This is a genomic window from Paenibacillus sp. OK076, from assembly GCF_900110055.1.
Classification (GTDB): Bacteria; Bacillota; Bacilli; order Paenibacillales; family Paenibacillaceae; genus Paenibacillus.
On the sequence record NZ_FOCH01000001.1, the window covers coordinates 2,084,751 to 2,107,698 of the forward strand.

General features: G+C 45.2%; 14 protein-coding genes. 11 read left to right on the forward strand and 3 right to left on the reverse strand.

All coding sequences use genetic code 11. The annotated features are described in order from the left end of the window. Window positions 1–283: 283 nt before the first annotated feature. The 4 genes from BMY78_RS09460 (at window position 284) to BMY78_RS09475 (ending at window position 8,014) form a co-directional block, all read left to right on the forward strand. Window positions 284–1,039 (forward strand): SDR family NAD(P)-dependent oxidoreductase, encoded by a 756-nt coding sequence (locus tag BMY78_RS09460; RefSeq protein WP_090897193.1) that lies wholly within the window; start codon window positions 284–286, stop codon window positions 1,037–1,039. A 732-nt stretch (window positions 1,040–1,771) separates the two neighbouring features. Further along, window positions 1,772–2,569 carry a sulfite exporter TauE/SafE family protein gene (locus BMY78_RS09465; protein ID WP_090897196.1) on the forward strand — a complete coding sequence of 266 codons (798 nt, stop codon included), beginning with the start codon at window positions 1,772–1,774 and terminating at the stop codon, window positions 2,567–2,569. A gap of 189 nt (window positions 2,570–2,758) precedes the next feature. Further along, window positions 2,759–5,143: a polyprenyl synthetase family protein gene (locus tag BMY78_RS09470; protein ID WP_090897200.1), complete on the forward strand. Its 2,385-nt coding sequence runs from the start codon at window positions 2,759–2,761 to the stop codon at window positions 5,141–5,143. A 201-nt stretch (window positions 5,144–5,344) separates the two neighbouring features. After that, the gene (locus BMY78_RS09475; RefSeq protein ID WP_090897205.1) at window positions 5,345–8,014 is read left to right on the forward strand and encodes a PAS domain S-box protein; all 2,670 of its coding nucleotides are present in this window, start codon (window positions 5,345–5,347) and stop codon (window positions 8,012–8,014) included. 78 nt (window positions 8,015–8,092) lie between these two features. Here the strand turns inward: BMY78_RS09475 and BMY78_RS09480 are convergent, their stop codons facing one another. Further along, complete coding sequence (locus tag BMY78_RS09480) at window positions 8,093–9,859, reverse strand: ABC transporter substrate-binding protein (RefSeq protein ID WP_090897207.1); 1,767 nt, start codon at window positions 9,857–9,859, stop codon at window positions 8,093–8,095. 148 nt (window positions 9,860–10,007) lie between these two features. Between BMY78_RS09480 and BMY78_RS09485 the strand changes: the two genes are divergently transcribed. From BMY78_RS09485 to BMY78_RS09505, 5 genes are all read left to right on the forward strand, one after another. Then, the gene (locus tag BMY78_RS09485) at window positions 10,008–11,243 is read left to right on the forward strand and encodes an MDR family MFS transporter (RefSeq protein ID WP_090897210.1); all 1,236 of its coding nucleotides are present in this window, start codon (window positions 10,008–10,010) and stop codon (window positions 11,241–11,243) included. 121 nt (window positions 11,244–11,364) lie between these two features. Further along, complete coding sequence (locus tag BMY78_RS09490; RefSeq protein ID WP_090897214.1) at window positions 11,365–12,189, forward strand: stalk domain-containing protein; 825 nt, start codon at window positions 11,365–11,367, stop codon at window positions 12,187–12,189. Window positions 12,190–12,637: 448 nt separating this feature from the next. Next, window positions 12,638–13,369 carry a Stf0 family sulfotransferase gene (locus BMY78_RS09495; protein WP_090897219.1) on the forward strand — a complete coding sequence of 244 codons (732 nt, stop codon included), beginning with the start codon at window positions 12,638–12,640 and terminating at the stop codon, window positions 13,367–13,369. A gap of 136 nt (window positions 13,370–13,505) precedes the next feature. Continuing rightward, entirely contained in the window at window positions 13,506–15,251 is a 1,746-nt protein-coding gene (locus BMY78_RS09500) for an ABC transporter ATP-binding protein (RefSeq protein ID WP_090897222.1), read from the forward strand. Then, window positions 15,248–17,017, forward strand: a complete 1,770-nt coding sequence (locus tag BMY78_RS09505) for an ABC transporter ATP-binding protein (protein ID WP_090897225.1) — start codon at window positions 15,248–15,250, stop codon at window positions 17,015–17,017. The genes BMY78_RS09500 and BMY78_RS09505 overlap by 4 nt, the downstream gene beginning before the upstream one ends. Before the next feature lie 101 nt (window positions 17,018–17,118). On the opposite strand, the gene cyoE is transcribed toward BMY78_RS09505, so the two are convergent. Then, the gene (cyoE, locus tag BMY78_RS09510; RefSeq protein WP_371129155.1) at window positions 17,119–18,042 is read right to left on the reverse strand and encodes a heme o synthase; all 924 of its coding nucleotides are present in this window, start codon (window positions 18,040–18,042) and stop codon (window positions 17,119–17,121) included. Window positions 18,043–18,438: 396 nt separating this feature from the next. Here cyoE and BMY78_RS09515 point away from each other — a divergent pair, with 396 nt between their 5' ends. Further along, window positions 18,439–19,368 (forward strand): NAD(P)/FAD-dependent oxidoreductase, encoded by a 930-nt coding sequence (locus tag BMY78_RS09515; RefSeq protein ID WP_090897231.1) that lies wholly within the window; start codon window positions 18,439–18,441, stop codon window positions 19,366–19,368. 322 nt (window positions 19,369–19,690) lie between these two features. After that, entirely contained in the window at window positions 19,691–20,908 is a 1,218-nt protein-coding gene (locus BMY78_RS09520) for an MFS transporter (protein WP_177185692.1), read from the forward strand. Window positions 20,909–21,269: 361 nt separating this feature from the next. Here BMY78_RS09520 and BMY78_RS33620 read toward each other — a convergent pair whose 3' ends face one another. Continuing rightward, entirely contained in the window at window positions 21,270–22,943 is a 1,674-nt protein-coding gene (locus BMY78_RS33620; RefSeq protein ID WP_305729126.1) for an MDR/zinc-dependent alcohol dehydrogenase-like family protein, read from the reverse strand. Window positions 22,944–22,948 lie beyond the last annotated feature (5 nt).

Below are 22,948 nucleotides of genomic sequence, written 5' to 3' on the forward strand. Positions count from 1 at the left end.
GTCATTGGGGTCATTTTCCAGCTATTATTACTCTGTTGGCTGCGTTTTTTATGAGTAAGGAAAAATTCGATTCTGCTTCCGAATCGGATGAATATTTAACTTCACACTAGCAAGACTATGTAATGGATTTGTGTGCTGGATATGACATTTTTCTCATAATAGAGAAATCATTTCCCATAGTTTGAAGAAGCGGTGATACTTTTAATATGATTAAAGAACAGAGGAAAATATAGTTGCTTACTTTAGTGTACAAAATATGTTCTTATCAAAGGAGACCTGCGTTATGTCTGAACAAAATGGAAAAGTAATCATTATCACCGGCGGAGCGAGTGGGATTGGTAAAGAAACAGCGCTTCAGCTTTCGGATCTGGGTGCAACGATTGTCATAGCAGACTATAACGAAGAGGGTGCCAAAAAGCTTGCATCTGAGATTGAAGCTAGTGGTGGCACAGCCGGAGCATACAAAGTAGACGTGTCCAAAGGAGACGAGATCAAGGCCCTGATCGACTGGACCGTAGAGAAATACGGAACATTGAGCGGTATTTTCAACAACGCGGGCATTGGACTTGTGAAGCCATTTCTGGAGATGGACCCGGAATCCTATCACAGAGTAATCGATGTTGACCAGCACAGTGTGTATTACGGCATGTATTATGGCGCCAAAAAAATGGTTGAACTGAATGTACAAGGCACCATCGTAAATACAGCATCGATCTACGGAAGTATTGCCGCTGTGGGAAGCTTTAACTACAATGCAGCCAAGGCGGCTGTCGTAATGATGTCCAAATCCGGTGCCTTGGAACTTGCTGAACATGGCATTCGTGTGGTTGGTGTAGCGCCAGGCTTCATCGAGACACCGATTCTGGGTGATGACAGAGCGATGAAGGATGCGCTTGCCACGCAACATATGCGGGGAAAGCTCATTCAACCGGAGAAAGTTGCGAGTGTTGTAACCTTCCTGTTCAGTGACGCTGCCAGTGCAGTGAATGGTACAACGATAGCGGTAGATGATGGATTCCTCAGCTTCAAAACAAAATAAGATTTGAGCTGTAAAATAGTCCAGTCCGTCTCCGAAAAATAAAAGGATAAGAGGCTATCTCAAAAGGAATTCTTCCTCGTTCCATGCGCTAACGAACCTACCGCACCTTAAAAGGCGGATCATCAACGCTGGCAAGATTTAACGAACCTCAGTAACGCTACTTCGTCATAACACTTTGCCAAAACCTGAAAAATGGACCAAATCGACGAAATAACGTCTCTGTGATTCGTTAGTTCTCAGATCTGGGCCAATGGAAGCGAATAGCGTGTCTCAGGTTCATTCAAACAAAATAACACGAACAAGGGATGCCCCCTGTCATATTCATGACTTATGGGACATCCCCTTTTTGTATTCCATATACGAAGAGTATTCATTATGAAAATAATTTTATATAGTCATCCCGGTTGTTCAGAGATCATGATACAATAAGTGGACATGCGTCTTTTATCATTTTGTGGTGTCATAGACAATACGCACACCGAGAGAGCCATAACTCTCTTCTTTGTAGTGACAGTGTGAGCATGTTTTTGTTGCGCATAACGCATCACTGTGACATTGTAATTTTTCGTTGCATAGCGGGCATTTATTTTCAAAAAGAGTCTTCAACACGTTAAACATGCTTAATCACTCATTTCGGATTAATTTACTTGGTTTTTATTATAGCTGATTATTTTAACTGCGTATACTGTTTTTTGCATCATGTTTCACACCGCAAGAAAGGAAGAAAAACCGATGGATACTCTGCTTTTTGTCATCATGTTTATACTGGGTCTGGTCGGTTCCTTCTTCTCCGGTTTGCTGGGTATTGGTGGAGCCATAATTAATTACCCGTTGTTGTTGTATGTACCTTCTCTCATGGGGCTGGAACCGTTCACCGCACATGAGGTGTCGTCGATCAGCATGTTTCAGGTGTTTTTTGCCTCACTTGCTGGTGTGATTGCCTACATTAGAAGAACAGGGAACGGGAAAAAGAGTGAAGTTCTCATTCATAAAGGTCTGGTGGCTTACATGGGCTCCAGTATTTTGGTTGGGAGTCTGATCGGCGGATTCATATCCGGTCATCTGAATGGAGAAGTCATCAATCTGATCTATGGCATTCTGGCCATTATCGCGATTGTGCTCATGCTGATCCCTGGTAAGGGAACAGAAGTCTCGGCTGGACAGCTGACATTCAACACATATGTTGCGGCAGGATCGGCTCTTGCCGTGGGGATCGTCTCGGGAATTGTCGGTGCGGGTGGTGCTTTTATATTGATTCCAATCATGCTCACCGTGCTTAAGATCCCTACCCGGACGACCATTGCTTCTTCACTTGCGATAGTGTTCATCTCCGCCATTGGTGGGGTGGTGGGCAAGATTCTGGGTGGAGACATTCCGCTGGAGCCCATCATTTATACGGTGATCGGGAGTCTGCTTGGAGCTTCTCTCGGTTCCAAAGTGAGTTCAATGATTAATGTGAGACTGCTTCGGTACGGACTGATGGTTCTTATCGCCATTACAGCAGTGAAGGTATGGTCTTCCATTTTGTAAAACCGCATAGGATAGAAGCGACCATGACGATTTCGTAACCAAACGGATGGAATGCCGTATAAAGGTTATGAACATGAGCTGGCGAATTTGTTGTTGCATGAATTCACATCAGTTTTCGTCCATGGAGCACCCTCAAACTCCTTTCATGGATACATGTTTAACATTATGAGAAGTTGAGGTAACCATCCTATGAATAACGTACTTACAGATCAGGCTGATGCAGGATATCGGCTGGCTGAGCAGAAGGCCGCTCAGTATTTTACTTCTCTTCATGAACAACTTCTGAATAACACGTATATAACTGCCCTTACGCAAGATATTCAGTTGTGGCAAAAGAAACATATTCAACCGTTTTCCTGGTTATCTTTTTTATCAACAAGTCAAAGAAAACCGGATTCCCGGGATGCTCATAGATATATCCATTGGCTGAATGTTGCAGGAAAACTGGATGATTACTTGGATCGGAGTATTTCTTACATCTATATGCGGGATCTGGGCAAAGCACTGGATTCCCCGGACACCCAAGCACGCATTCAGCGTGTTGCTCAGGATACCAAAGCGTACTTTATGCGTTCAAATACAACCCGACGCAAGGGAAAAACGGACTATATCAGTCTGGCTGCCTTGTATCGCTGGGCTCAGAAGGAGAACGTGGAAACAGCCGTTATCTGGGTCATCAGCAAATTAAAAAATGTCGCATCCAATATCCCCAAAGAACTGGATGCAGAACAGGCGCAGCGCAAGCTTCTCAAGATCATTCTTGGCGTTGTTCTGCATGTGAACGATGATATGAATGATGAGACTCCCCAGGCAGAGCGTTCCGAGAGGCTGGATGCTGCAATTCGGCTTGGTTATTCTTACGGACTGACCTATCCATTTATTGATGACCTGCTGGATTCGCAGGCGTTGACTGCGCAAGAGAAGCAGCAGTATTCTCTCTTGATTCGGAATGCGCTTCTCACCGGGATCGTACCGGATATCGGCGAATGGAAGGGAGCCAATCTCCAAGTCATTCAATATGTTCATGGCGAGCTGCGTGATGCGTTCGAGTATATCAAGAACTACCAGCGCCCTGAGACGCAGCGTACGTTCTTCGAGCAATCCTATGTATTCTTTCAGTCTCAGGAAATAGACCGTGCCAAGAAATTGTCCAACGCGAATTATTCCAATGAAGAACTTTATATCCCGATTATTATTAAATCCTCATCCTCCAGACTCATTGTTCGTTCTGTGCTTAGTGCATCGGCGGATGAAGGGTTTGATCTGCGGACGTTCTACTATGGCATATATAATCAGCTCGCAGACGATTTCGCGGATATGTTTGACGATATGGAGGAAGGAGCCGTGACTCCGTATACCTACTATCTGAAGTATCGTGACCTGCGGCCCGATTTAATTAATCCGTATGAGCTATACTGGGCGGTTATCTCTTATCTGATTCATGAGGTGTATCATTCCGATGCGAAGACTCGTGAGGTCATACTGGATCGTGCTATTAATGGACTTAAGCGTTGTAAAGAGCGGTTGGGTCAGGAACAATACAACGAAGTGATGAACATCTTTGCCTCCGGACAACCGGAATTCAATCGCCTCATTCAACAAATGGTGCGAAAAGCCGATGATGTGGATTTCCTAGATAAATTGCTGCGGGATCAGGTCATCCTCCAATTGCAGAATGACAAGCGCGAAAAACAGGATTTTCTGGATACGATTCGCACGGTTCGTGAACAGATCAATATTGAATTACAGATATCCAAGCCGGGTGGTCTTCCAGAGATGAAAGGCACGCTTATTGATGCTGCGAATTACAGTCTTCAAGGAGATGGAAAACGGCTAAGGCCGATTCTGACCTGGGTGATGGGTGTGCGTGAATATGGTCTGCATGAATCATCTATCATTCCTCTTCTGAGATCACTGGAATACATGCATACCGCTTCACTGATCTTTGATGACCTGCCGACCCAGGATAATGCTTCGACCCGGCGGGGGCGCTCTACCTTACATCAGGTGCACAACAGCGCAACAGCGGAATTGACAGGTTTATTTCTCATCCAAAAGGCCATTGGCGAGCAATCTTCCCTCAATCAGTTTGATGCCTCAACCGTGCTTACCCTGATTCAATATTCCGCTGAAAAAGCAGAGGATATGTGCATGGGACAGGCGATGGATCTGAATGCTAAAGGAAAAACGCTGTCCCTTGAACAATTGAACATGATCTGTTTCTACAAAACAGGTATTGCTTTCGAGGCTGCACTTGTGATGCCAGCCATTCTGGCTCAAGTGAAGGAAGCGGAGATTGCATCCTTAAAGAAGTTTGCGTATCATGCGGGTATCGCCTTTCAAATTAAGGATGACCTGCTGGACCTGGAAGGGGATCATCGGGTACTCGGAAAGCCGGCAGGTCAGGATGTACGGAACAATAGCTCAACCTTTGTATCCATTTTGGGTGAAGATGGCGCGAAGAAAGAGATGTGGGAGCACTATTGTCTTGCAACCGATGCGCTGAACGAAATGCCAAAGCCGATTTCTTTTCTGAGGCATCTGTTGGATTACATCATTGGACGGGAGCGGTAAAATCTTATTTTGACTACATCCCATTCCCATCTGAGGCTGGTTTATATGAAATAAAACAAAGTTGCCTGGATTCCATGTGAATAGAATCCAGGTCTTATTTTGCTTTAATGACACAAACGTTTAGAAAATGAGATGTTTCAACAATGAAAAATTCGGGTATTAAGCAAATATTGTGTTTATACACCAAAAGGAGAGCTTAAGATGCAGGTTCAAAAGGTCGATCATCACGAATTGTTTGAGCAGATTTATAATCAAGCACCTATTGGGATTGCACTTGTTGCTCCAACAGGACAGTGGATGAAAGTGAATCCTGCTTTTTGCAGAATGCTGGGTTATACAGCTCAAGAATTAATCCATCTTCATTACAAGGATATCACCCATCCCGATGATTTTGCACAGGATCTGATGTACGAGCGCGAACTGTGTGAAGGTAAATCGCAAGAGTACAAATTCGAAAAACGTTATATTCAGAAAAATGGAGATGTTGTATGGATATCACTACATGTCTCATTGGCTATGAACGAAGTCAGTGGAGAACCTCTGTATTTTATTTGCCATGTTGTAGATATTACGGATCATAAAACAACCGAACAAAAGCTGCTTCAAACGGAAGAAATGTTCAAACTTATTTCTGATAATGCACAAGAAATCATCTATATTGCGACCATTGACGGGATTTGTCGCTATTGTTCTCCTTCTATTTATAATCTGCTTGGTTATTCTCCAGAAGAAGTGGTTGGCAATAACAATACTGCCGTTTTTCACCCACAGGACCTGGAACGTGTCTCACAGATCGATTTGAGCACAGGTCATATGTTGAATATGCAGGCTCGCCATAAAGATGGGCACAGTCTATGGTTTGAAACCACATATAAGGTTATCGGGGAGCCTGGGCAAGAACAACAAATCCTTGCCATTGGGCGCGATATATCGGAGAGAAAGAAACATGAGGAAATTAGTGCAGAGGCTGAACGGATAGCCATGATTGGCAGTTGGGAGTGGAACATGCTGAGTGGCCATGTTTCAATGTCCGATCAAATATACGAGATGTTTGAAATTGATAACAATAAGCAGTATAAGGCCAGCGATATCTTTGCATTCATGGAACAGGCGGAGGAGCAGCGGTTGAAGGACTGTATTGAATGGGTGAAAACAGGCCAACCGCTTGATTTTGAATATCGGCATCTGGGCTCAAATGGTAAAGAAAAGTATCTTCATCTGCGAGGGTTAATTACCTTTGATGAGGATCAACGACCGATACAGCTAAACGGGACTTTGCAGGATATTACAGAGCGTAAACTCGTCGAATTCAAGCTTCAGGAGTCGGTGGAACGTTATACTTCACTCAAGAAATATAATCATGATGCCATCATTTCTTTTGATATGGACGGCAATATCATAAATGCCAACCCGGTAGCTATGAAAATGACGGGATGCCCGGTTGTGGAAATGATCGGAACCAGTATATGCAGGTTTATCGGACCGTATCATCTGGGACTGATTCTCAATAGCCAGTATGAGATGGCTGAAAAAGAAATCAATGCTATTCAGCACGTAAATGGTTCTGAGACAGAAGTTTTGGCAACGCTTGCCCCTATCATTATTAATGAGAAAAACGTAGGGTTCTACTTAATTGCGAAGGATATTACGGAACAGAAAAAGCTTCTTGTAGCCAAAGAGACTGCTGAACGAATGAATAAGGCCAAAAGTGAGTTTTTGGCGATGATGAGCCATGAGATCCGTACACCCATGAACGGAGTAATTGGGATGACGGACTTGCTTCTGGACACACCTGGACTTAGCGGAGAACAAAAGGAATATATTGAAATCATCCAAAAAAGCGGGGATTCGTTGCTTGCGATTATTAATGATATTCTGGACTTTTCCAAAATAGAGTCGGGTAAAACCGATTTGATGGATGAACCCTTCGATCTTAAGGAAATTGTGACGGAGACGGTTAAGATCGTAACGCCAATGATTCGGGAGAAGCAGTTGGATCTTCGTCTAAGCCTGGATGACGCCATTCCTGTTCCCGTGTTTGGGGATGCTTACCGTCTAAAACAGGTCCTAACCAACATCATCGGCAATGCTGTGAAGTTCACCCCGGAAGGCAGTATTGAAATCGAGGTGAAGGTTACCGGACAACAATACAATGACATTCAATTTCAGTTCAAGGTGAAGGATACAGGGATTGGAATTCCAGTGGAGAAAAGGGAGCATTTATTCGAAGCCTTCTACCAATTGGAGAATTTCATGACACGCAAGCCTCAAGGTACGGGACTTGGACTGGCCATCAGCAAGAAGCTTGTAGAGCTTATGCAGGGTGATATCTGGATTGAAGAGTCCGGCGATCCGGGGACCACATTTATGTTTACAGCGTCGTTTAAAACCAGCAACATGGAGGAATTCAACAGATACGATCTACAACAGAAAAAGAATAAAACGGATCAACTTCGAATTCTGATTGCGGAGGACAATGAGGTGAACCAGCTTGTTCTGCGCCGGATGATTGAGAAGAAAGGACATCTTGTTGATCATGTCGTGAATGGTTTAGAGGCAGTGGAAGCTGTCAAACGAAGTTCGTACGATATTGTGTTCATGGATGTGCACATGCCTCGACTGAATGGATTTGAAGCGACCAAAGCGATTAAGGAATCAATCCGGCCAGAGGCATGCCCTTATATTGTTGCGGTTACTGCAAACGCAGTTCGAGGGGATATGGACAAATGTCTGAAGGCTGGAATGGATGCGTATGTAAGCAAACCAATTAAAAGTGAATCCATTATGCAAGTGATGGAGGAGTTTTACCAAATAAAGAATCATCCCACTGCATACCATTCAATTCAACATTCCGTAAGAAGGGACTTTTGATTAGCAATGTAGCCGTTAACTTATCGATAGATATGTTAGCGGCTTTTTTTGCTATGTCCCATTCCGGGAATCACTAAATTACTGATTTTTGATCCATAGTTTGGAGATATCCATGAACCCAAACTCAGCGGTATGAAGGCCAAAGAGACTTTGATTAAGCAGGGCTTTTTTATTCATGTGGCAGCCGTACAATATCCAGCAGTTATCGCGAAGCAAATCCTCTGCTTTATTGAGCAGCAACGCCCTTTGCTCTTCATTTTGCTGAAGGAAATTCTCCATTTGTTGATAAAATACGGACTGTAAATCAGGTGATAAACAAATATGAAAATAGTTGCGTTTGTTGATGAAGAAATTAATCATGCCAAATTGCCAGTCATCTTCCAAAACTTCTTCTGCGATAATCAGGTCGGCTTCGCTTGTATCCCTCACATTGGGAAATTCAACGAAGGGTTGCAGCTCAATACATAAGCCGATGGAGGCTCCGCGTTGTTTAAGCCATTCTGCTTCTTTTTGGTCTTTAGCCACAGTATACGCAAGGATAATCTTCTCTCCCTGGTATCCACTGATGTGCAGGAGCTCACGGGCATCCTCAAGAGAAGACTCGCTCCAAGCATGCTCAGCGCTTTTCCAGGGAAGAAAGCTGTTTGCCGGTGTAATTCGATTGCTGCCCAGTTCCCTTACCAAAGCGACGGGATCGAATACAATGCGCATGGCTTGCCGAAATTCCAGTTGATGGTGAATACCGGCTTTGCGGAAATTAAACAGCATGTATCGGCATCCTGATGCTGGATAATCAACACTGTTGGTCCCTGTATCGTCTGTAGCTAATTTCAGTCGGTCTGTTCCCGGCAACTCATAATGGCGCTCATAAGGACCCAGATTGGGTACAAACCAAATATCTACTCGATCCAGATGAGGACGGATTCCATAATAGGCATCGAATGCGCTTATGACCAGTACCGTTTCATTTATTTCATTGATCCGAAAAGGTCCGGTACCAATCAATTGTTGGGTTACATCGACATCATAGGGGAGAATCGTCATTGAGACACAACTAAGCAAGTTCAGGAAGAAGCGATTAGGCCGACTTAGATAAAAACGAATGCAGTAATCCCCGACAACTTCGGTATGCTCAATATCCCGGTATAGCCAAATGAATGGACTGTCTACAGTGCGCAAGCGTTGCAATGCAGATTGGACATCTCGGGATGTCATGACCCGACCATGGTGGAATCGTACACCTTTGCGCAGATAGAAAGTCCAAACTCTTTGTTCCTCATTGTACTCCCACATATGCGCCAGATCCGGCAGGAAGGTTCCTGTTTTGGCGTCATAGGTGATTAGCGTGCTGCATACCTGTCCAAGCAGATAGGTTTCAAAAGCAGTATACACAAAAGCAGGGTCAAGGTCTGCCAATCTTCGTGATCTCACCATGCGAAGCACATCCTGACCGGAAGCTGTTTCAACATGACTTTGGAATCCCATCTGTTTATTCAATGAATTCAGCAGCGGTTCCCGGAGAGCGTCGTTCTTCTCTGTGCTGCCGATCAACTCGATCGCTTCCTTCATTTTACCTCTGCCCATGAGTTCCAGAAAGCTCTCTTCGAGTGCCTCATTCACACTGCGCAGTAATGTCATCTCCGAATGATGTCCCCGGCCTCGCCCGGGCTGCCAGTGAATAAAGCCTTGTTCCTCCAGCTTGCGCAGAATAAACTTCACGTTGCGTGGGGTGCAGCATAGGGCAGCGGAAAGGCTCTCGATCGTTACCGGAACCGATTCATGAAATTGAAGAGCAAGTTCTTTTGCTCTGGCAAGACGCAAATAATGGGTTGTTGCTGTATCCATATGAATGTGCTCCTTCATAAAGGGTGAAATGTGCTCACGTTTTCTTACACTTTTATTTCCCCCTTTTATCCATACAATTATACATAAAGGGATAGGGCATAGGTAGCCCATCTGAGACAAAATCATCTAGAACAGGAGAACCATACGCATGAAGCAGCATTTACGTCAAATTCACCCTTTAGCCTGGACCATCATTGTTGGAACGATGTTTGGACGTCTGGTGACGTCCATGAGCATCCCGTTTTTATCCATTTATCTGACTCAGGTACTGGGAGCTACACCCACACAGACTGGAATTACCGTCGCGGTTAGTTCTCTGGCGGGGGTTATGGTCAGCTTTTATGGAGGTTACATTTCCGATCGAATCGGCCGCAAAGTGGTCATGATGGTCTCCGTATTTGGCTGGGCCTGTGTTTTCTTCATCTTTTCAGCAGCTGAGCACCTGTGGGTATTTTTTGTGGCCAATACGTTAAACGGTTTATGCCGCGCCGTGTTTGAGCCCACGTCACGTGCACTTCTATCGGATATTACTCCACCACAACATAAACTGCTTGTCTTCAACCTCAGATATGCGGCCATTAATCTGGGTGTCGTGTTTGGACCTATTATCGGTCTTCAGCTTGGATCAGCGGAGTCTACATTTCCGTTCATGATCTCCGGGTTGGTATATATCGTTTACGGCCTGGTTTTGTTCCTGCAATTTCGATTGCAGCGCGCAAATCTGCCGGAACATGTTCAGGTCACTGCACCTCGTTTACGAGATGCACTCGCTACTACGGGACGCGACCGTGTATTTTTGCCAGTACTTATCGGAACTACGTTTTGCGTGCTCGGGTATGGGCACTTTAGCTCGACCCTGGCTCAGTATGTGGCCCAGAATCCTCTTTTTGAACATGGAAGTCAAGTGTTTTCCTATATGCTTTCACTCAATGCGTTGACTGTGCTTGTAATCCAATTCCCGATTGTGCGGGTGGCCAGCAAATTCCCACCGGTTGTACCTCTCATTCTTGGAAACGTGCTGGTCGCTACAAGTCTGTTCCTGTTTGGCATAGCTGAAGGCGTTATGCTGCTGATGATCAGTGTCATTCTGTTCACCATTGGGGAAGTGCTCATGTTCACCATGATGGATGTGCTGATTGACCGTATTGCCAAACCCGAATGGAAAGGGACGTACTTTGGCACAATTGGATTCAATAACTTGGGCAGCGTCATGGCACCGATTCTGGGAGGTCTGTTATTAACCCAATTTGGGACGGGGAATGGTCTGTTCGTTTTTGTACCGCTGGCCCTGACCACTGCACTTGGACTGCCTTTTCTTATCGTAGCCCATAAGCGTCTTGTAGTCAGGGAGAAGGAGACCACACCCATACAAGTGAGTGCCTAGCTTAAGCGATGCCAGTTGTATGACACATAAGCATTAGCTGTTTTAATTTTTTTTTGGGGACCATAACTTTCATTGAGAAATCAGCGTTAATTAGTTAAACATTTCCTCATGGGGGTTCCAAATGATATTAAAAAAGTTCACCTTAACATTGCTGGCGTGTGTTATGTTTGCCGCGTTTTCAACGCCGAGTTTAGCTGAGAATGACACGTTAGAGATTGGGACTGGCGTATTGTCCAATAACCGGGTGCTAATTCCTTTGAGGGTTGTGTCCAGCAACTTGGGGGCAGATGTAACGTGGTATAAGGAAGGGAAAAGCATTCGAATTAAAACGGATGAAAAAGAAATTTGGCTTGTGGTTAACTTTAAAAATGCGAGAGTGAATGAACAGATCATCAAAATGGATTCTCCTGTTGAAATAATTCGAAATACAGCATACGTTCCGCTGCGATTTGTCAGCCAAATATTAGGAGCCAAGCTAGAGTGGAATCCACAAACTAAACAGGCAATCATCCACTTGAATAAACAAAACATGATAGTGAGTATGCAAGAGGAGACCATTCAGATACCTGATTCTGTGAAAATAACCAAGGGACGAATAAATGTTTTGTCAGAGAAATTGAATGAAATTTCAGGCTTGTCTCAGATTAAGCAGGTCAGTACGTATTTCAAGCCTTATTTCACTGAAGATTTAATCAAATTTATTCTCAAAAGGCAGGATCTCGTAAGTGATTGGATGGTGTACGATGCTCCAGAGACCTCCGTCTATTACACAAGCAGTACAACAGCGACATTATCCCAATCGTTCGTAATCGGAAACACATTAACGGGTGATTCTCATTATGTAAATGATCGAAATATTGAACTTGTTTACAGTAATGGAGTATGGAAAGTGAATCAGTTAATGTTTAATCTCAGAGAAATTCCCTATTTGGGTTATGATCGTTGAAATCGTAGCATATGATGTTCAGTGGCATGAAGGAAATAACAATTGAGTTAATATTATCTTGACGGATTACAGTGGAGCGATTACAATAAACAACAAATATGTGTGACGGGTGGTTAAGATGAACATGTTCCAGACAGGGCGCATTCTGAATCGATAACTGAATACGCATGAGCAAGTGACTTAACCAATGTTTTTTTGTGTTGGCGTTTAGACAGTCATGTTTGTGCACCCCCTGTCGTGGACGCTCATCATTATTGCGTGCAGAGGAGAAATCCGGAAACGCTTCTTATTTCATATGGTTCTCTTATTGTTACAAGCTGTAGATGAACATTAGTTCATCTATGGCTTTTTTGCATGCATTCCACCCAATTTGTTGCACATAGAAGGGAGGTTTTGTAGTACTTTTTGATGGGAAATCACCCCTAAGGGGAGAAAGAGAGGCAGCGATATGAAACGACCTGCTCAAAGTTATACCATTTGGTTTTCCCAACGAACCGGCAGTACTCTGCTGGGTGAAGCCTTAAGTTCTACGGGTGTCGCAGGATATCCGAGGGAGTGGTTGCATTATCAGCATAAGAGCCCAGACACATTAAAGCGTGAAGATCTGGAACGGATCTGGGATCAGGGAACAACGTCGAACGGAGTATTCGGCATCAAAATTAATTTTGAACAACGATGGATTGACGCATTCCGCAGTCTCTATAGTCTGCCAACAACGTTATCGCGGGCTGAGGTATGGAGTACGGGCTTCCCTAATTGCACCAAGCACATTTACATGACGCGTCGCAACAAAGTCAGATTGGCTGTGTCATGGTGGAGAGCCATTGTCTCGGGTGAATGGCACCGCAAGCACGGAGACAGCCCTCAGTTACAAGATATTGCAGATCAATATAATTTTGATGCGATTAAACATCTGCTTGTGGAGAGTAATATGTGCGAAGCAGCAATTGAAGACTTTCTGTCCGAGTCAGGCATTGTGCCGCTGACAATTGTTTATGAGGATTTTATACAGGATTACGAAGGGACCGTCATGCAGGTGCTAGATTTTTTGGATGTTCAGACTGACGGTGTAACCGTATCGCCCCCGTTCTTTGACCCGATCGCAGACGAGATTTCTGAACAATGGGTGCAAAGATTTCGGGAAGAATGCCAAAGAGATTGGGAGAATGTTAAATGGTAAATACACTTGGTAAGATTCATCCACGAGTTGGAAACGTTGCATTTATTGTTGTTATGTATGATTCATCTTAGTGAGGGAGCAAAATGCTTTGAATCACCAAAATGAAAAGAAATGTTATACGAAGGGGTGAGGGGCTATGCCCAAAACAGAGAAACGCTCCATGTCCTGGCTGCTGCAATATCTAAAACCAGTCAAAGGCCGATTGGCCATACTTATGGTGATGTTGCTAACGTCAACAGGGCTGCAGCTCCTGAATCCACAGATTATCAAACGATTCATTGATACAGCGGCAAGTGGGGGAATCCTTTCTAACCTGATCCAGCTTGCCGGATTGTTTCTAATTGTTGCCGTCGTAAATCAATTGATTACAGTAGCCGTAAGTTATCTGGGGAATGATGTGGCCTGGCGAGCAACGAACCGGTTACGGGGAGATCTCCTGAAGCATTGTCTGCGTCTGGATATGCGGTTTCATAATGTGAAGACGCCGGGAGAAATGATTGAACGGGTGGATGGTGATGTGACGAGTATCTCCAACTTCTTCGCGATGTTTATTGTGCAGGTGGTGGGAAGCTTTGTCTTGCTTGCCGGAATTCTCGGATTTATGTTCACCGTAAACATCCCGATTGCGATCGTCATGACGGTGTTTACATTGTTATCGATTCTGTTTATGGTGTTCATTCGGAATCTGGGAGTAAACTCTTCCAAAAATGAGCGGGAAGCGAGTGCATCCTTGTTTGGATTAATTGAAGAGCGTATTGCGGGAATTGAAGATGTTCAAGCGAACGGGCATGTCCCGTATGTGATGAATCGCTTTTATCGTACGATGCGTGTTGTATTTCAAAAAGGAAGGAAAGCCTGGCTGCTTCGGGTGATTCCATGGAATACAACGGTCATTCTGTTCGCACTCGCAGTCACGGCAGTACTTCTGCTTGGTGTTCATTACTACATGCAAGGCATCATTAGCATCGGTACCCTGTTTCTGATATATCAATACACCCAGATGCTTAATGATCCGATTGAGATGTTGGGCGATCAGGTTCAAGAGTTTCAGAAGGCCAAATCCGGCATGCTTCGGTCAAGAGAGCTGTTATCTTTGCGCAGTGAGATCGAAAACGGAAAAGAGGATCAGCTGCCAGAAGGGCCGCTTGGTCTGGAATTCAAGCAGGTGAACTTCAGTTATAACGAGGATAAACCTGTGTTACAAAATATTAACTTTGCCATTAAACCTGGCGAACGGCTTGGCATCATCGGTCGTACAGGTAGCGGCAAGTCAAGTCTCAGTCGGGTGCTTCTGCGCCTGTATAATCTGGATAGCGGAACGATTCGAGTTGGGGGCAAAGACATTTCAGAGCTTACCTTGCCTGCACTCTACCACAGGGTTGGTATGGTTACGCAGGATGTACAGCTGTTCGACGGTACGTTGCGAGACAATTTAACGCTGTTCAACCAGGACGTCTCGGATCAGATTATTAAGGAGACAACGAATCGACTTGGATTAAGTCACTGGATTGAATCACAGCCTGCAGGGTTGGACACCCATCTGAAGGCAGGCGGTTCTTCATTATCCGCAGGGGAAGCTCAATTGTTTGCCTTGACGCGAGTATTTCTGACTGAACCAAGCCTGGTTATTCTCGATGAGCCTTCCTCACGGCTGGATGCCGCTACAGAGAGCATGCTTCAGTCTGCCATTGATCAGTTGATGAAGCAATGTACGGGAATTATCATTGCACATCGCTTGGCTACTTTGGAAAAGGTCGATCAGATTATGGTACTGGGTGATGGCAAGGTACTGGAATTCGGAGCCAGAGAAGCACTCGCCAGCAATCCGTCGTCACATTATGCCAGATTGCTGATTACGGGGCGAGAGGAGGAATTGGCGTGAATGTAACAGGATTTATAGGCCGTTTGTTTCGATTCAGGCCTTTTCTATTTTTGATCAACGGATTGTCATGGTGCATATTTCATTCTTTGCCTCTGGCAATAGGGATCGGGATGCAGTGGTTCTTTGACCGGGCAACGGCGGGTTCCAGTGATTATATGTGGCTGGCAGCTCCCCTGATCTTCATTGCTTTGATCAGGGCAGTAAGAGTAGGTACGTTTTTTGCTGCATTCTATGCATGGATTACGTACATTTACCATATTCAGGCCATTCTGCGTACCAATATGCTCGCTGGTATTATGCGCTGGCCAGGACGTAATCTGCCAGCTTCACCGGGAGAAGCGATGAGTCGCTTTCGGGATGATGTGGATGAAGTGGTTGAGTACGTAGAATCCTGGGTGGATTTCTGGGGAAGGCTTGTGTTCGCCATCGTATCCATCATCATTATGGCGAACATTAACTGGAAAATCACTTTGGTAGCTGTTTTGCCACTGGTAGTCGTAACGTTGCTGAATAACTTGTCTGGTAATCGGGCTCGTCGATATGCTCAGGTCAATCGTGAGTCGACAGGACGTATCACCAGTTTCATTGCCGAAACCTTTGGGGCTGTGCAGGCACTGAAACTTGGGCAGGCAGAAGAGCATGTCTCTACTCGTTTTAACAAACTGAATGAAGAACGTCGTCAAGCCGCACTCCGGGATAATCTGTTCAAACAGTGGATGAGATCACTTAATCAGCATGTGCTCAGTATATGTACAGGTCTCATTCTCCTGATGTGTGCGGCCGAGATGAAATCCGGCAATTTCACCGTAGGTAATTTTGCTTTGTTCACCAGTTATCTTGCCAATATTGGCTTTAGTATTTCATTGTTTGGCTATATGGTATTCCAGCATAAACGGCTCAAAGTATCTTTTGACCGCATGCGAACCTTGTTTCGTCCTGGTGAGGAAGACCGGATCATGGATTTCAGAGAGACGTATCTGAATGAAGATCCGCCTGAGCTTCCTGATGAACAGAGAGATCCCAAAGAGAAGCTAAGAGAGCTGGAAATCAACAATCTGGCATACCAATATCCTCATTCTGCAAATGGAATACAAAATATCAGCTTCCGCGTGAAGCGGGGGCAATTTCTTGTCATCACTGGACGGATCGGTTCTGGCAAGTCGACTTTGGTCCGCACACTTCTTGGACTGCTGCCCAAACAGGAAGGCACGATTCGCTGGAATGGTACAGATGTAGATCCCGCTACCTTCCTGATGCCGCCAAGAGCAGCATATACGCCGCAAGTACCCCGACTGTTCAGTGATACGCTGAAAGAGAATATCGTTCAGGGCAAACAGGGACGTACGGATATGGCACTTGCAAAAGCCATTCGTTTGGCTGTTATGGATAAGGATATCCAGAACCTGGATCAAGGACTCGAAACGTCCGTAGGTCCAAGAGGTGTCATGCTGTCGGGTGGTCAGATTCAACGCGCGGCTACCGGACGCATGCTGATGACGGAAGCAGACCTGTTCATCTTCGATGATCTGTCCAGTGCGCTGGATGTGGAAACCGAGCAACAGGTCTGGGAAGGTTTGTTCCAGGAGCCAGATGTCACCTGTATTGCGGTATCTCACCGCAGAGCAGCACTTGCGAAGGCAGATCATATCCTCGTCATGAAGGATGGACGAATTGAAGCCGAGGGCAGCTTATCAGATTTGCTTGCCACTAATGAAGAGATGCAGCTGCTTTGGCAAGGTGAACAAACACCGGTTAAAGTGGGATAGGATAAGATATACGATAAAAAAATGAAAAAAGCCGTACAGACAACTCTTTTCGAAAGAGTTAAGATCTGTACGGCTTTTATTATTGCTCATTGGGTCCACCTTTATTTGATCAGCTGTGCAATCAATGAATACGCAATGATGACCAGGAAGATGATCGTAATGTGGTTAATGGAGAAAATAAACATTTTATGTGACCATTTCTTGGTTTCTTTCTTATCGAAGGTTGCCACACTAAGAATAAGCCAGGCCAGGCTTACCAAAAACGCAACAATGGCAATAAACGGACTCATCGGCCAGAACAAGAAGCTGGAGAATAGCAACAATACCAGATAAACATTCGTCTGGATGTATGTCCGTCTGATTCCTTTTACAACAGGAAGCATGGGAACACCAGCCGCTTTGTATTCATCGAATCTCCGAATGGCAATGCCATAGAAGTGAGGCATCTGCCACAACAGCATGGTAACGACCAAAGCCCAAATTTCATAGTGACCCAGCTCAGGTGAAATGGCTGCCCAACCAATGAGTGGAGGAACAGCGCCTGAAAGACTTCCTACTTCCGTATTGTATACCGTTGTCCGCTTGGTCCACATCGTATAAGGGAACACGTACAACAGCAGTCCCAATATGCCGAATACGGCAGCCGAAGGGGAAGCGATATACAACATGATGCCCCCGATAATCGTAATGGCAATACCGAGGATCAAACCTGTTTTGGTATCTACACGACCAGTTACCGTTGGACGTGTTTTGGTGCGTTCCATGATCGCATCGATATCCCGATCATACAAATTGTTAAACACCCCGGCCGCTCCAATAATCAGGGAAGACCCGATAACAGATAGGATAATGGGTACAATATTTGCTAAAATAGATGCATCAAATACATACAAAGCCAAACTTAAACCGGCAAACATGGCGATCAGATTGGATTTGATGATTCCGATCTTGATCGTATCAAAAAATACTTTCGGAATCGAGCTAGTGTACTCCAGGCTGATTTCGGACCGTGCCCCTTTATGCAATGTTTTCAAGAACTCACTTCCTATATCTATACTTATATATCTCGTGGTTTTATTATAGCACTCAATACAGTATGTGAATTAATTAACGATTTAGTATTTAAAATAATGTCATTTGATTGTGAACAATTTAAAAACAAGGTTTTTTTTAATTGTTAAAAATGATTTTCTGTGATACAGGTCATTGAAACCGAATAGCAGGGATAACAAGAGAAGCATATTTTTCTTGCATGTTGAGCTTTATTTGTTTATTGTAGATATAAGAGATCCTTAATGGTATTAAGTGATCTCGTCTTGCATTGTTTCTATTAAAGAACAGCTGCAGGAGGCAGGATGTAATCAGTATAGGTTTTTTTTGTAACAATAAAGGACATTGAATATCTGGAAAGGGTGTTAAATATGGATCAAAAGATGGATGTATTAATTATAGGCGGAGGACCAGCGGGTCTTAATGCTGCACTTGTACTAGGACGAGCTCGCAAACATGTTGTGGTCATAGATGATGAACGTCCCCGTAATTGGGTTACGCGTGAAACACACGGTTTTCTGACAAGAGATGGTGCAAGTCCACGTGAATTTCGGAAGGTTGCGAAAGAACAGATTAGCGCTTACCCGTCCGTTCATTTTGTAGGGGACACAGCGACTTCAGTGACAGGAACAGATGGTGATTTTCAAGTTACAACGGCCCAAGGAGTCGTCTATCACATGAAGAAAATTTTGTTTGCAGTAGGGAAAAAAGACCTGCCGCTGGATATTAACGGGTTGAAAGAGGTATATGGCAAGAGTGCTTTTGTCTGCCCTTATTGCGATGGATGGGAATTAAGAGATCAACGGCTTGTCATCATTGTGAATGGAGCCAAGGCATTTCATATGGCCAAGACGATCTCGGGCTGGACAAGCCAGTTTACCATTTGCACGAATGGACCTGATGAATTGACGGATGAGCAGCGGGAGGAATTGAAGCAGCATGGTGTCCCGGTATGGGACTCTCCAATTCAATCTATTGAATCAAGCGATGGTATGGTGCAGCAAGTGGTGTTAGACGATGGTACCGAAATCTCGTGCACGGGGATTTTCTTTGGACCGAAACTAACGGCTGGATCAGAACTGCCGCAGACGATAGGCTGTGAGGTTACGGATGCGGGTACAGTCGTTGTAGATGATTTCGGCAAAACAACCGTACCGGGTCTGTTCAGCGCTGGAGATGCAGCATCGGAGTTGTACCAGGCCATTACTGCGGCGTCCCTTGGTGCATTAACCGCTGTAACGATCAACAGTGAGCTAAATATGGAAGCCTGGGATGAGCGCGGTAAACATCTAAACCCATAGAATAACGATGTACAATTTCATCTTTCAAGATATACTGCTGCCTGAAGGGCATGATTTATGAAGAAGGCAGGCCCAGTATTCGAAGACACGTTAAAAAGGAGGCGGCAATAGCCGCCTTTTTCTTATGTCGAAAAACAGCCGCTGATCTGGAGTTCTCAACTAGATCGGCGGCTGTGTTAATTTGGCTGATACGATCTATTGACAAAGAAAAATTTTTGACGCAATATAATAAAATAACTTTATAAAGCATATAAATAAAGTAGTTCACTAGCATTATTGTGTTCATTTACTTTTAATTTATATGCAGGGAAGGGATCTAATTATGGCAACTTGGTTTCTTATCATTATCTACCTTGCGTTTATCAGTTTGGGGATTCCGGACTCCTTGCTTGGTTCGGCCTGGCCCGTCATGTGGCCTGAACTTGGCGCTTCGTTTGGGTCAGCAGGAATTCTGTCGATGGTCGTTGCAGGGGGAACTATCGTCTCAAGCTTGGCTAGCGGCACGGTTATTCAAAAATGGGGAACAGGCAAGGTTACGTTAATTAGCTGTTGTTTGACCGCCGGAGCACTCCTTGGATTTTCCTTCGCACCTTCATTGGTATGGCTCGTCATTCTTGCCATTCCGCTCGGTCTAGGGGCCGGTGCCGTGGATGCCGCACTGAATCATTATGTCGCAGAGCATTACAAAGCACACCATATGAACTGGCTGCACTGTTTCTGGGGTGTTGGCGCGACGACAGGGCCGATTATTATGTCGTATTACATTGCGGAACATCATTCCTGGAGAAGCGGGTATACAGCTGTAGCCGTGGTCCAGTGCTGTTTAGTCCTGATTTTGTTTGCCACGTTGCCGTTGTGGAAGCGTGTTGCTGCAAGTCGGGAGAGTGCGAGTCTGAACAACGAAACAGATCATGTGCAAGCAGACAACACGTTAGTACAGCGTGAGGATAGACCCAAACGGAATGTATTGAAGATTAAGGGAGTCAAAAACTCCCTGATCGCATTTCTGTTTTATTGTGGCGTCGAGACGACGGTCGGTTTATGGGGAGCCAGCTATCTGGTAGGAGCAAGAAATATCTCGGCAGAAACGGCTGCAGGATGGATCTCCTTATACTACGGTGGTATTACGATAGGAAGGTTGATTACAGGCTTTATCACATTAAAAATAAAAAATCGGGTATTAATTCTGGCGGGTCAAGTGACCGCCATTGTGGGTGGAGTCATTTTATTGCTTCCATTATCGATTTCGTTTGCGCTGGCTGGATTTATGCTGATTGGATTGGGGCTTGCACCCATCTATCCCGGACTTCTTCATGAAACTCCAGCTCGATTCGGCAAAGCGAATTCTGCCCGATTAATGGGATACCAGATGGCACTGGCATACACAGGAACTACATTGCTTCCTCCGCTTTTTGGCGTGCTTGCTGCGAAAACCAATATCGGCTTTTTCCCGCTGGTTGTACTTGTTTTCCTTATCCTAATGCTAGCCAACTCAGAGCAAGTGAATCGTATTTTGAAAAAGAGGATTCTAAATGGGTAGAGCTAGTAGGGGTGTAATAAGACTTAAACATCCCATTTAAAAAATGATACACAAAAAAAGCGAGGAACTACTCTCGCTTTTTTTTGTTGTGTGCAGAATCACAGAATCATTGGCATAAGATAGGATCAATCAGCTTCAATCGGAAGGGCGTTACGTACAGGATGTATGGGCTGGTAAACGAGCCGTAAATTCAGCTAAAGGTCTGTACGTGAGCAACTTCTATGAAAGTGTGAGCTGATTTTAGAAGATAAAATGATTTTTGATGCAAGTCTTAAAGAACTTTTTTCGAAAATGAGAGATGGAAAATAGAGGGCATACGCCCTCCAATGAAATTTAAGTTTACTCAATTCCAAAGAGAATCTTACCGTGAATCCTGAATTGTTGCAGAGCTATTGTTGGCGCTCAAATCAGTAAGTGGGTCGAAAGGAGGTCCTGTTATTGTGCCTACAAGCAGTGCGATATCCACGGCATTTACTGGGCTGCCCCATGAATTTCCAGAGAAGACCATGATGGCCTGATCATTAACAAATCCTCTGGTGTTATAAACAACATTGCTAATAATTTCTCCGGTTGTATTCGGGTTAAAATAGGCTGGCTGACGCAAAGAATAAAAAATATTATTTCTTACAATCAATCCGGTCATGTTTCCGATCTGGGTCACGAGCCCCCGATTGACGACCCAACCTGAGGAGGGGCCTGCTTGAGGTGGGCCAAATATCGTATTATTTTTTACGGTATGATTGGTCCCGCCTAATTGAATAAACTCAACAGCATAAGGGTTATCACTCGTGATCGTTAATCCGTCTACAGTTACTCCGCTTCCAATGATGGTGAAAGGGATGACAGCAGCTTGCAAAAGGATGACTGTACTTGGATAACCTTTTAGCGTTATTCCAGCTTTATTAATGGTAATATTCGTAGTGATGGGGTATGTTCCACCAAGAATATGAACAGTACCCGTTGGAGATACCGCAGTTACACCTTGTTGAATCGTTCCAAAAGGACTGGCCTGCGTTCCATCTCCACCCACCGCGCCTTGCAAAACATACACATCAAAGGGATTGGGTTGAACTGTACCCGTAGCTCCCGTAGAGCCAGTAGCTCCAGTAGCTCCGGTACCAGTAGCTCCAGTGGCTCCTGTGGCTCCTGTAATACCCGTCGCACCAGTTGCACCTGTAGGGCCTTCTGGGCCGCCAGATGGACCTGTATCACCTGTGGGACCTGTTGCCCCCGTAGCTCCCGTAGCTCCCGTAGCTCCTGTCGAGCCGGAAATACCCGTCGCTCCGGTAGGGCCCGTCGCACCAGTTGGGCCAGTTGCTCCTGTCGCTCCCGTATCTCCGGTAACGCCTGTTGTCCCTGTGTTTCCTGTTGCCCCCGTAGCTCCTGTAGCTCCTGTCGAGCCGGAAATACCCGTCGCTCCGGTAGGGCCCGTCGCACCAGTTGCGCCAGTTGCCCCTGTCGCCCCCGTATCTCCAGTAACGCCTGTTGTCCCCGTGTTTCCTGATGCCCCCGTTGCCCCTGTGTTTCCTGTCGAGCCGGAAATACCCGTCGCTCCGGTAAGGCCCATTGCCCCCGTTGCACCTGTCGTACCGGTATCTCCAGTGAGACCCGTCGCACCTGTTACTCCTGTAGAGCCTGTAATTCCTGTTGCACCCGTAACTCCTGTCGAGCCGGAAATGCCTGTAGTCCCGGTAGGACCTGATCCGCCGGTCGCTCCAGTCGTTCCTGTATCTCCAGTAAGGCCCTTCGCACCTGTAGAGCCCGTAGAGCCTGTGACCCCTGTCGCACCCATAAGTCCTGTTGCGCCAGTCGTTCCTGTCGCTCCAGTAGCTCCAATAGAATTCTCGCTGCCAAATAATTCGGAATAAACGAGTCGGTGAGCAGCAACCAAAGCACCGATACTGTTTTTACCCCAAATCGAAACTAAATTGTCCTGGGGGGATGCTCCCGTAATAGTAACAACGTACTCGTAGCTGCTAATATTGGCAAAATAATCTCGAGTAGCTACCACCGGGTAAGATCGTAAATTGTTCACTTACA

Bases quoted from the DNA above. Each gene is read 5' to 3' on its own strand.
- BMY78_RS09470 (WP_090897200.1), top strand. From the start codon at position 2,759: ATGAATAACGTACTTACAGATCAGGCTGATGCAGGATATCGGCTGGCT.
- BMY78_RS09515 (WP_090897231.1), top strand. From the start codon at position 18,439: ATGGATCAAAAGATGGATGTATTAATTATAGGCGGAGGACCAGCGGGT.
- BMY78_RS09495 (WP_090897219.1), top strand. From the start codon at position 12,638: ATGAAACGACCTGCTCAAAGTTATACCATTTGGTTTTCCCAACGAACC.
- BMY78_RS09475 (WP_090897205.1), top strand. From the start codon at position 5,345: ATGCAGGTTCAAAAGGTCGATCATCACGAATTGTTTGAGCAGATTTAT.
- BMY78_RS09520 (WP_177185692.1), top strand. From the start codon at position 19,691: ATGGCAACTTGGTTTCTTATCATTATCTACCTTGCGTTTATCAGTTTG.
- BMY78_RS09465 (WP_090897196.1), top strand. From the start codon at position 1,772: ATGGATACTCTGCTTTTTGTCATCATGTTTATACTGGGTCTGGTCGGT.
- BMY78_RS09500 (WP_090897222.1), top strand. From the start codon at position 13,506: ATGCCCAAAACAGAGAAACGCTCCATGTCCTGGCTGCTGCAATATCTA.
- BMY78_RS09485 (WP_090897210.1), top strand. From the start codon at position 10,008: ATGAAGCAGCATTTACGTCAAATTCACCCTTTAGCCTGGACCATCATT.
- BMY78_RS09480 (WP_090897207.1), bottom strand. From the start codon at position 9,859: ATGGATACAGCAACAACCCATTATTTGCGTCTTGCCAGAGCAAAAGAA.
- BMY78_RS09460 (WP_090897193.1), top strand. From the start codon at position 284: ATGTCTGAACAAAATGGAAAAGTAATCATTATCACCGGCGGAGCGAGT.
- BMY78_RS09490 (WP_090897214.1), top strand. From the start codon at position 11,365: ATGATATTAAAAAAGTTCACCTTAACATTGCTGGCGTGTGTTATGTTT.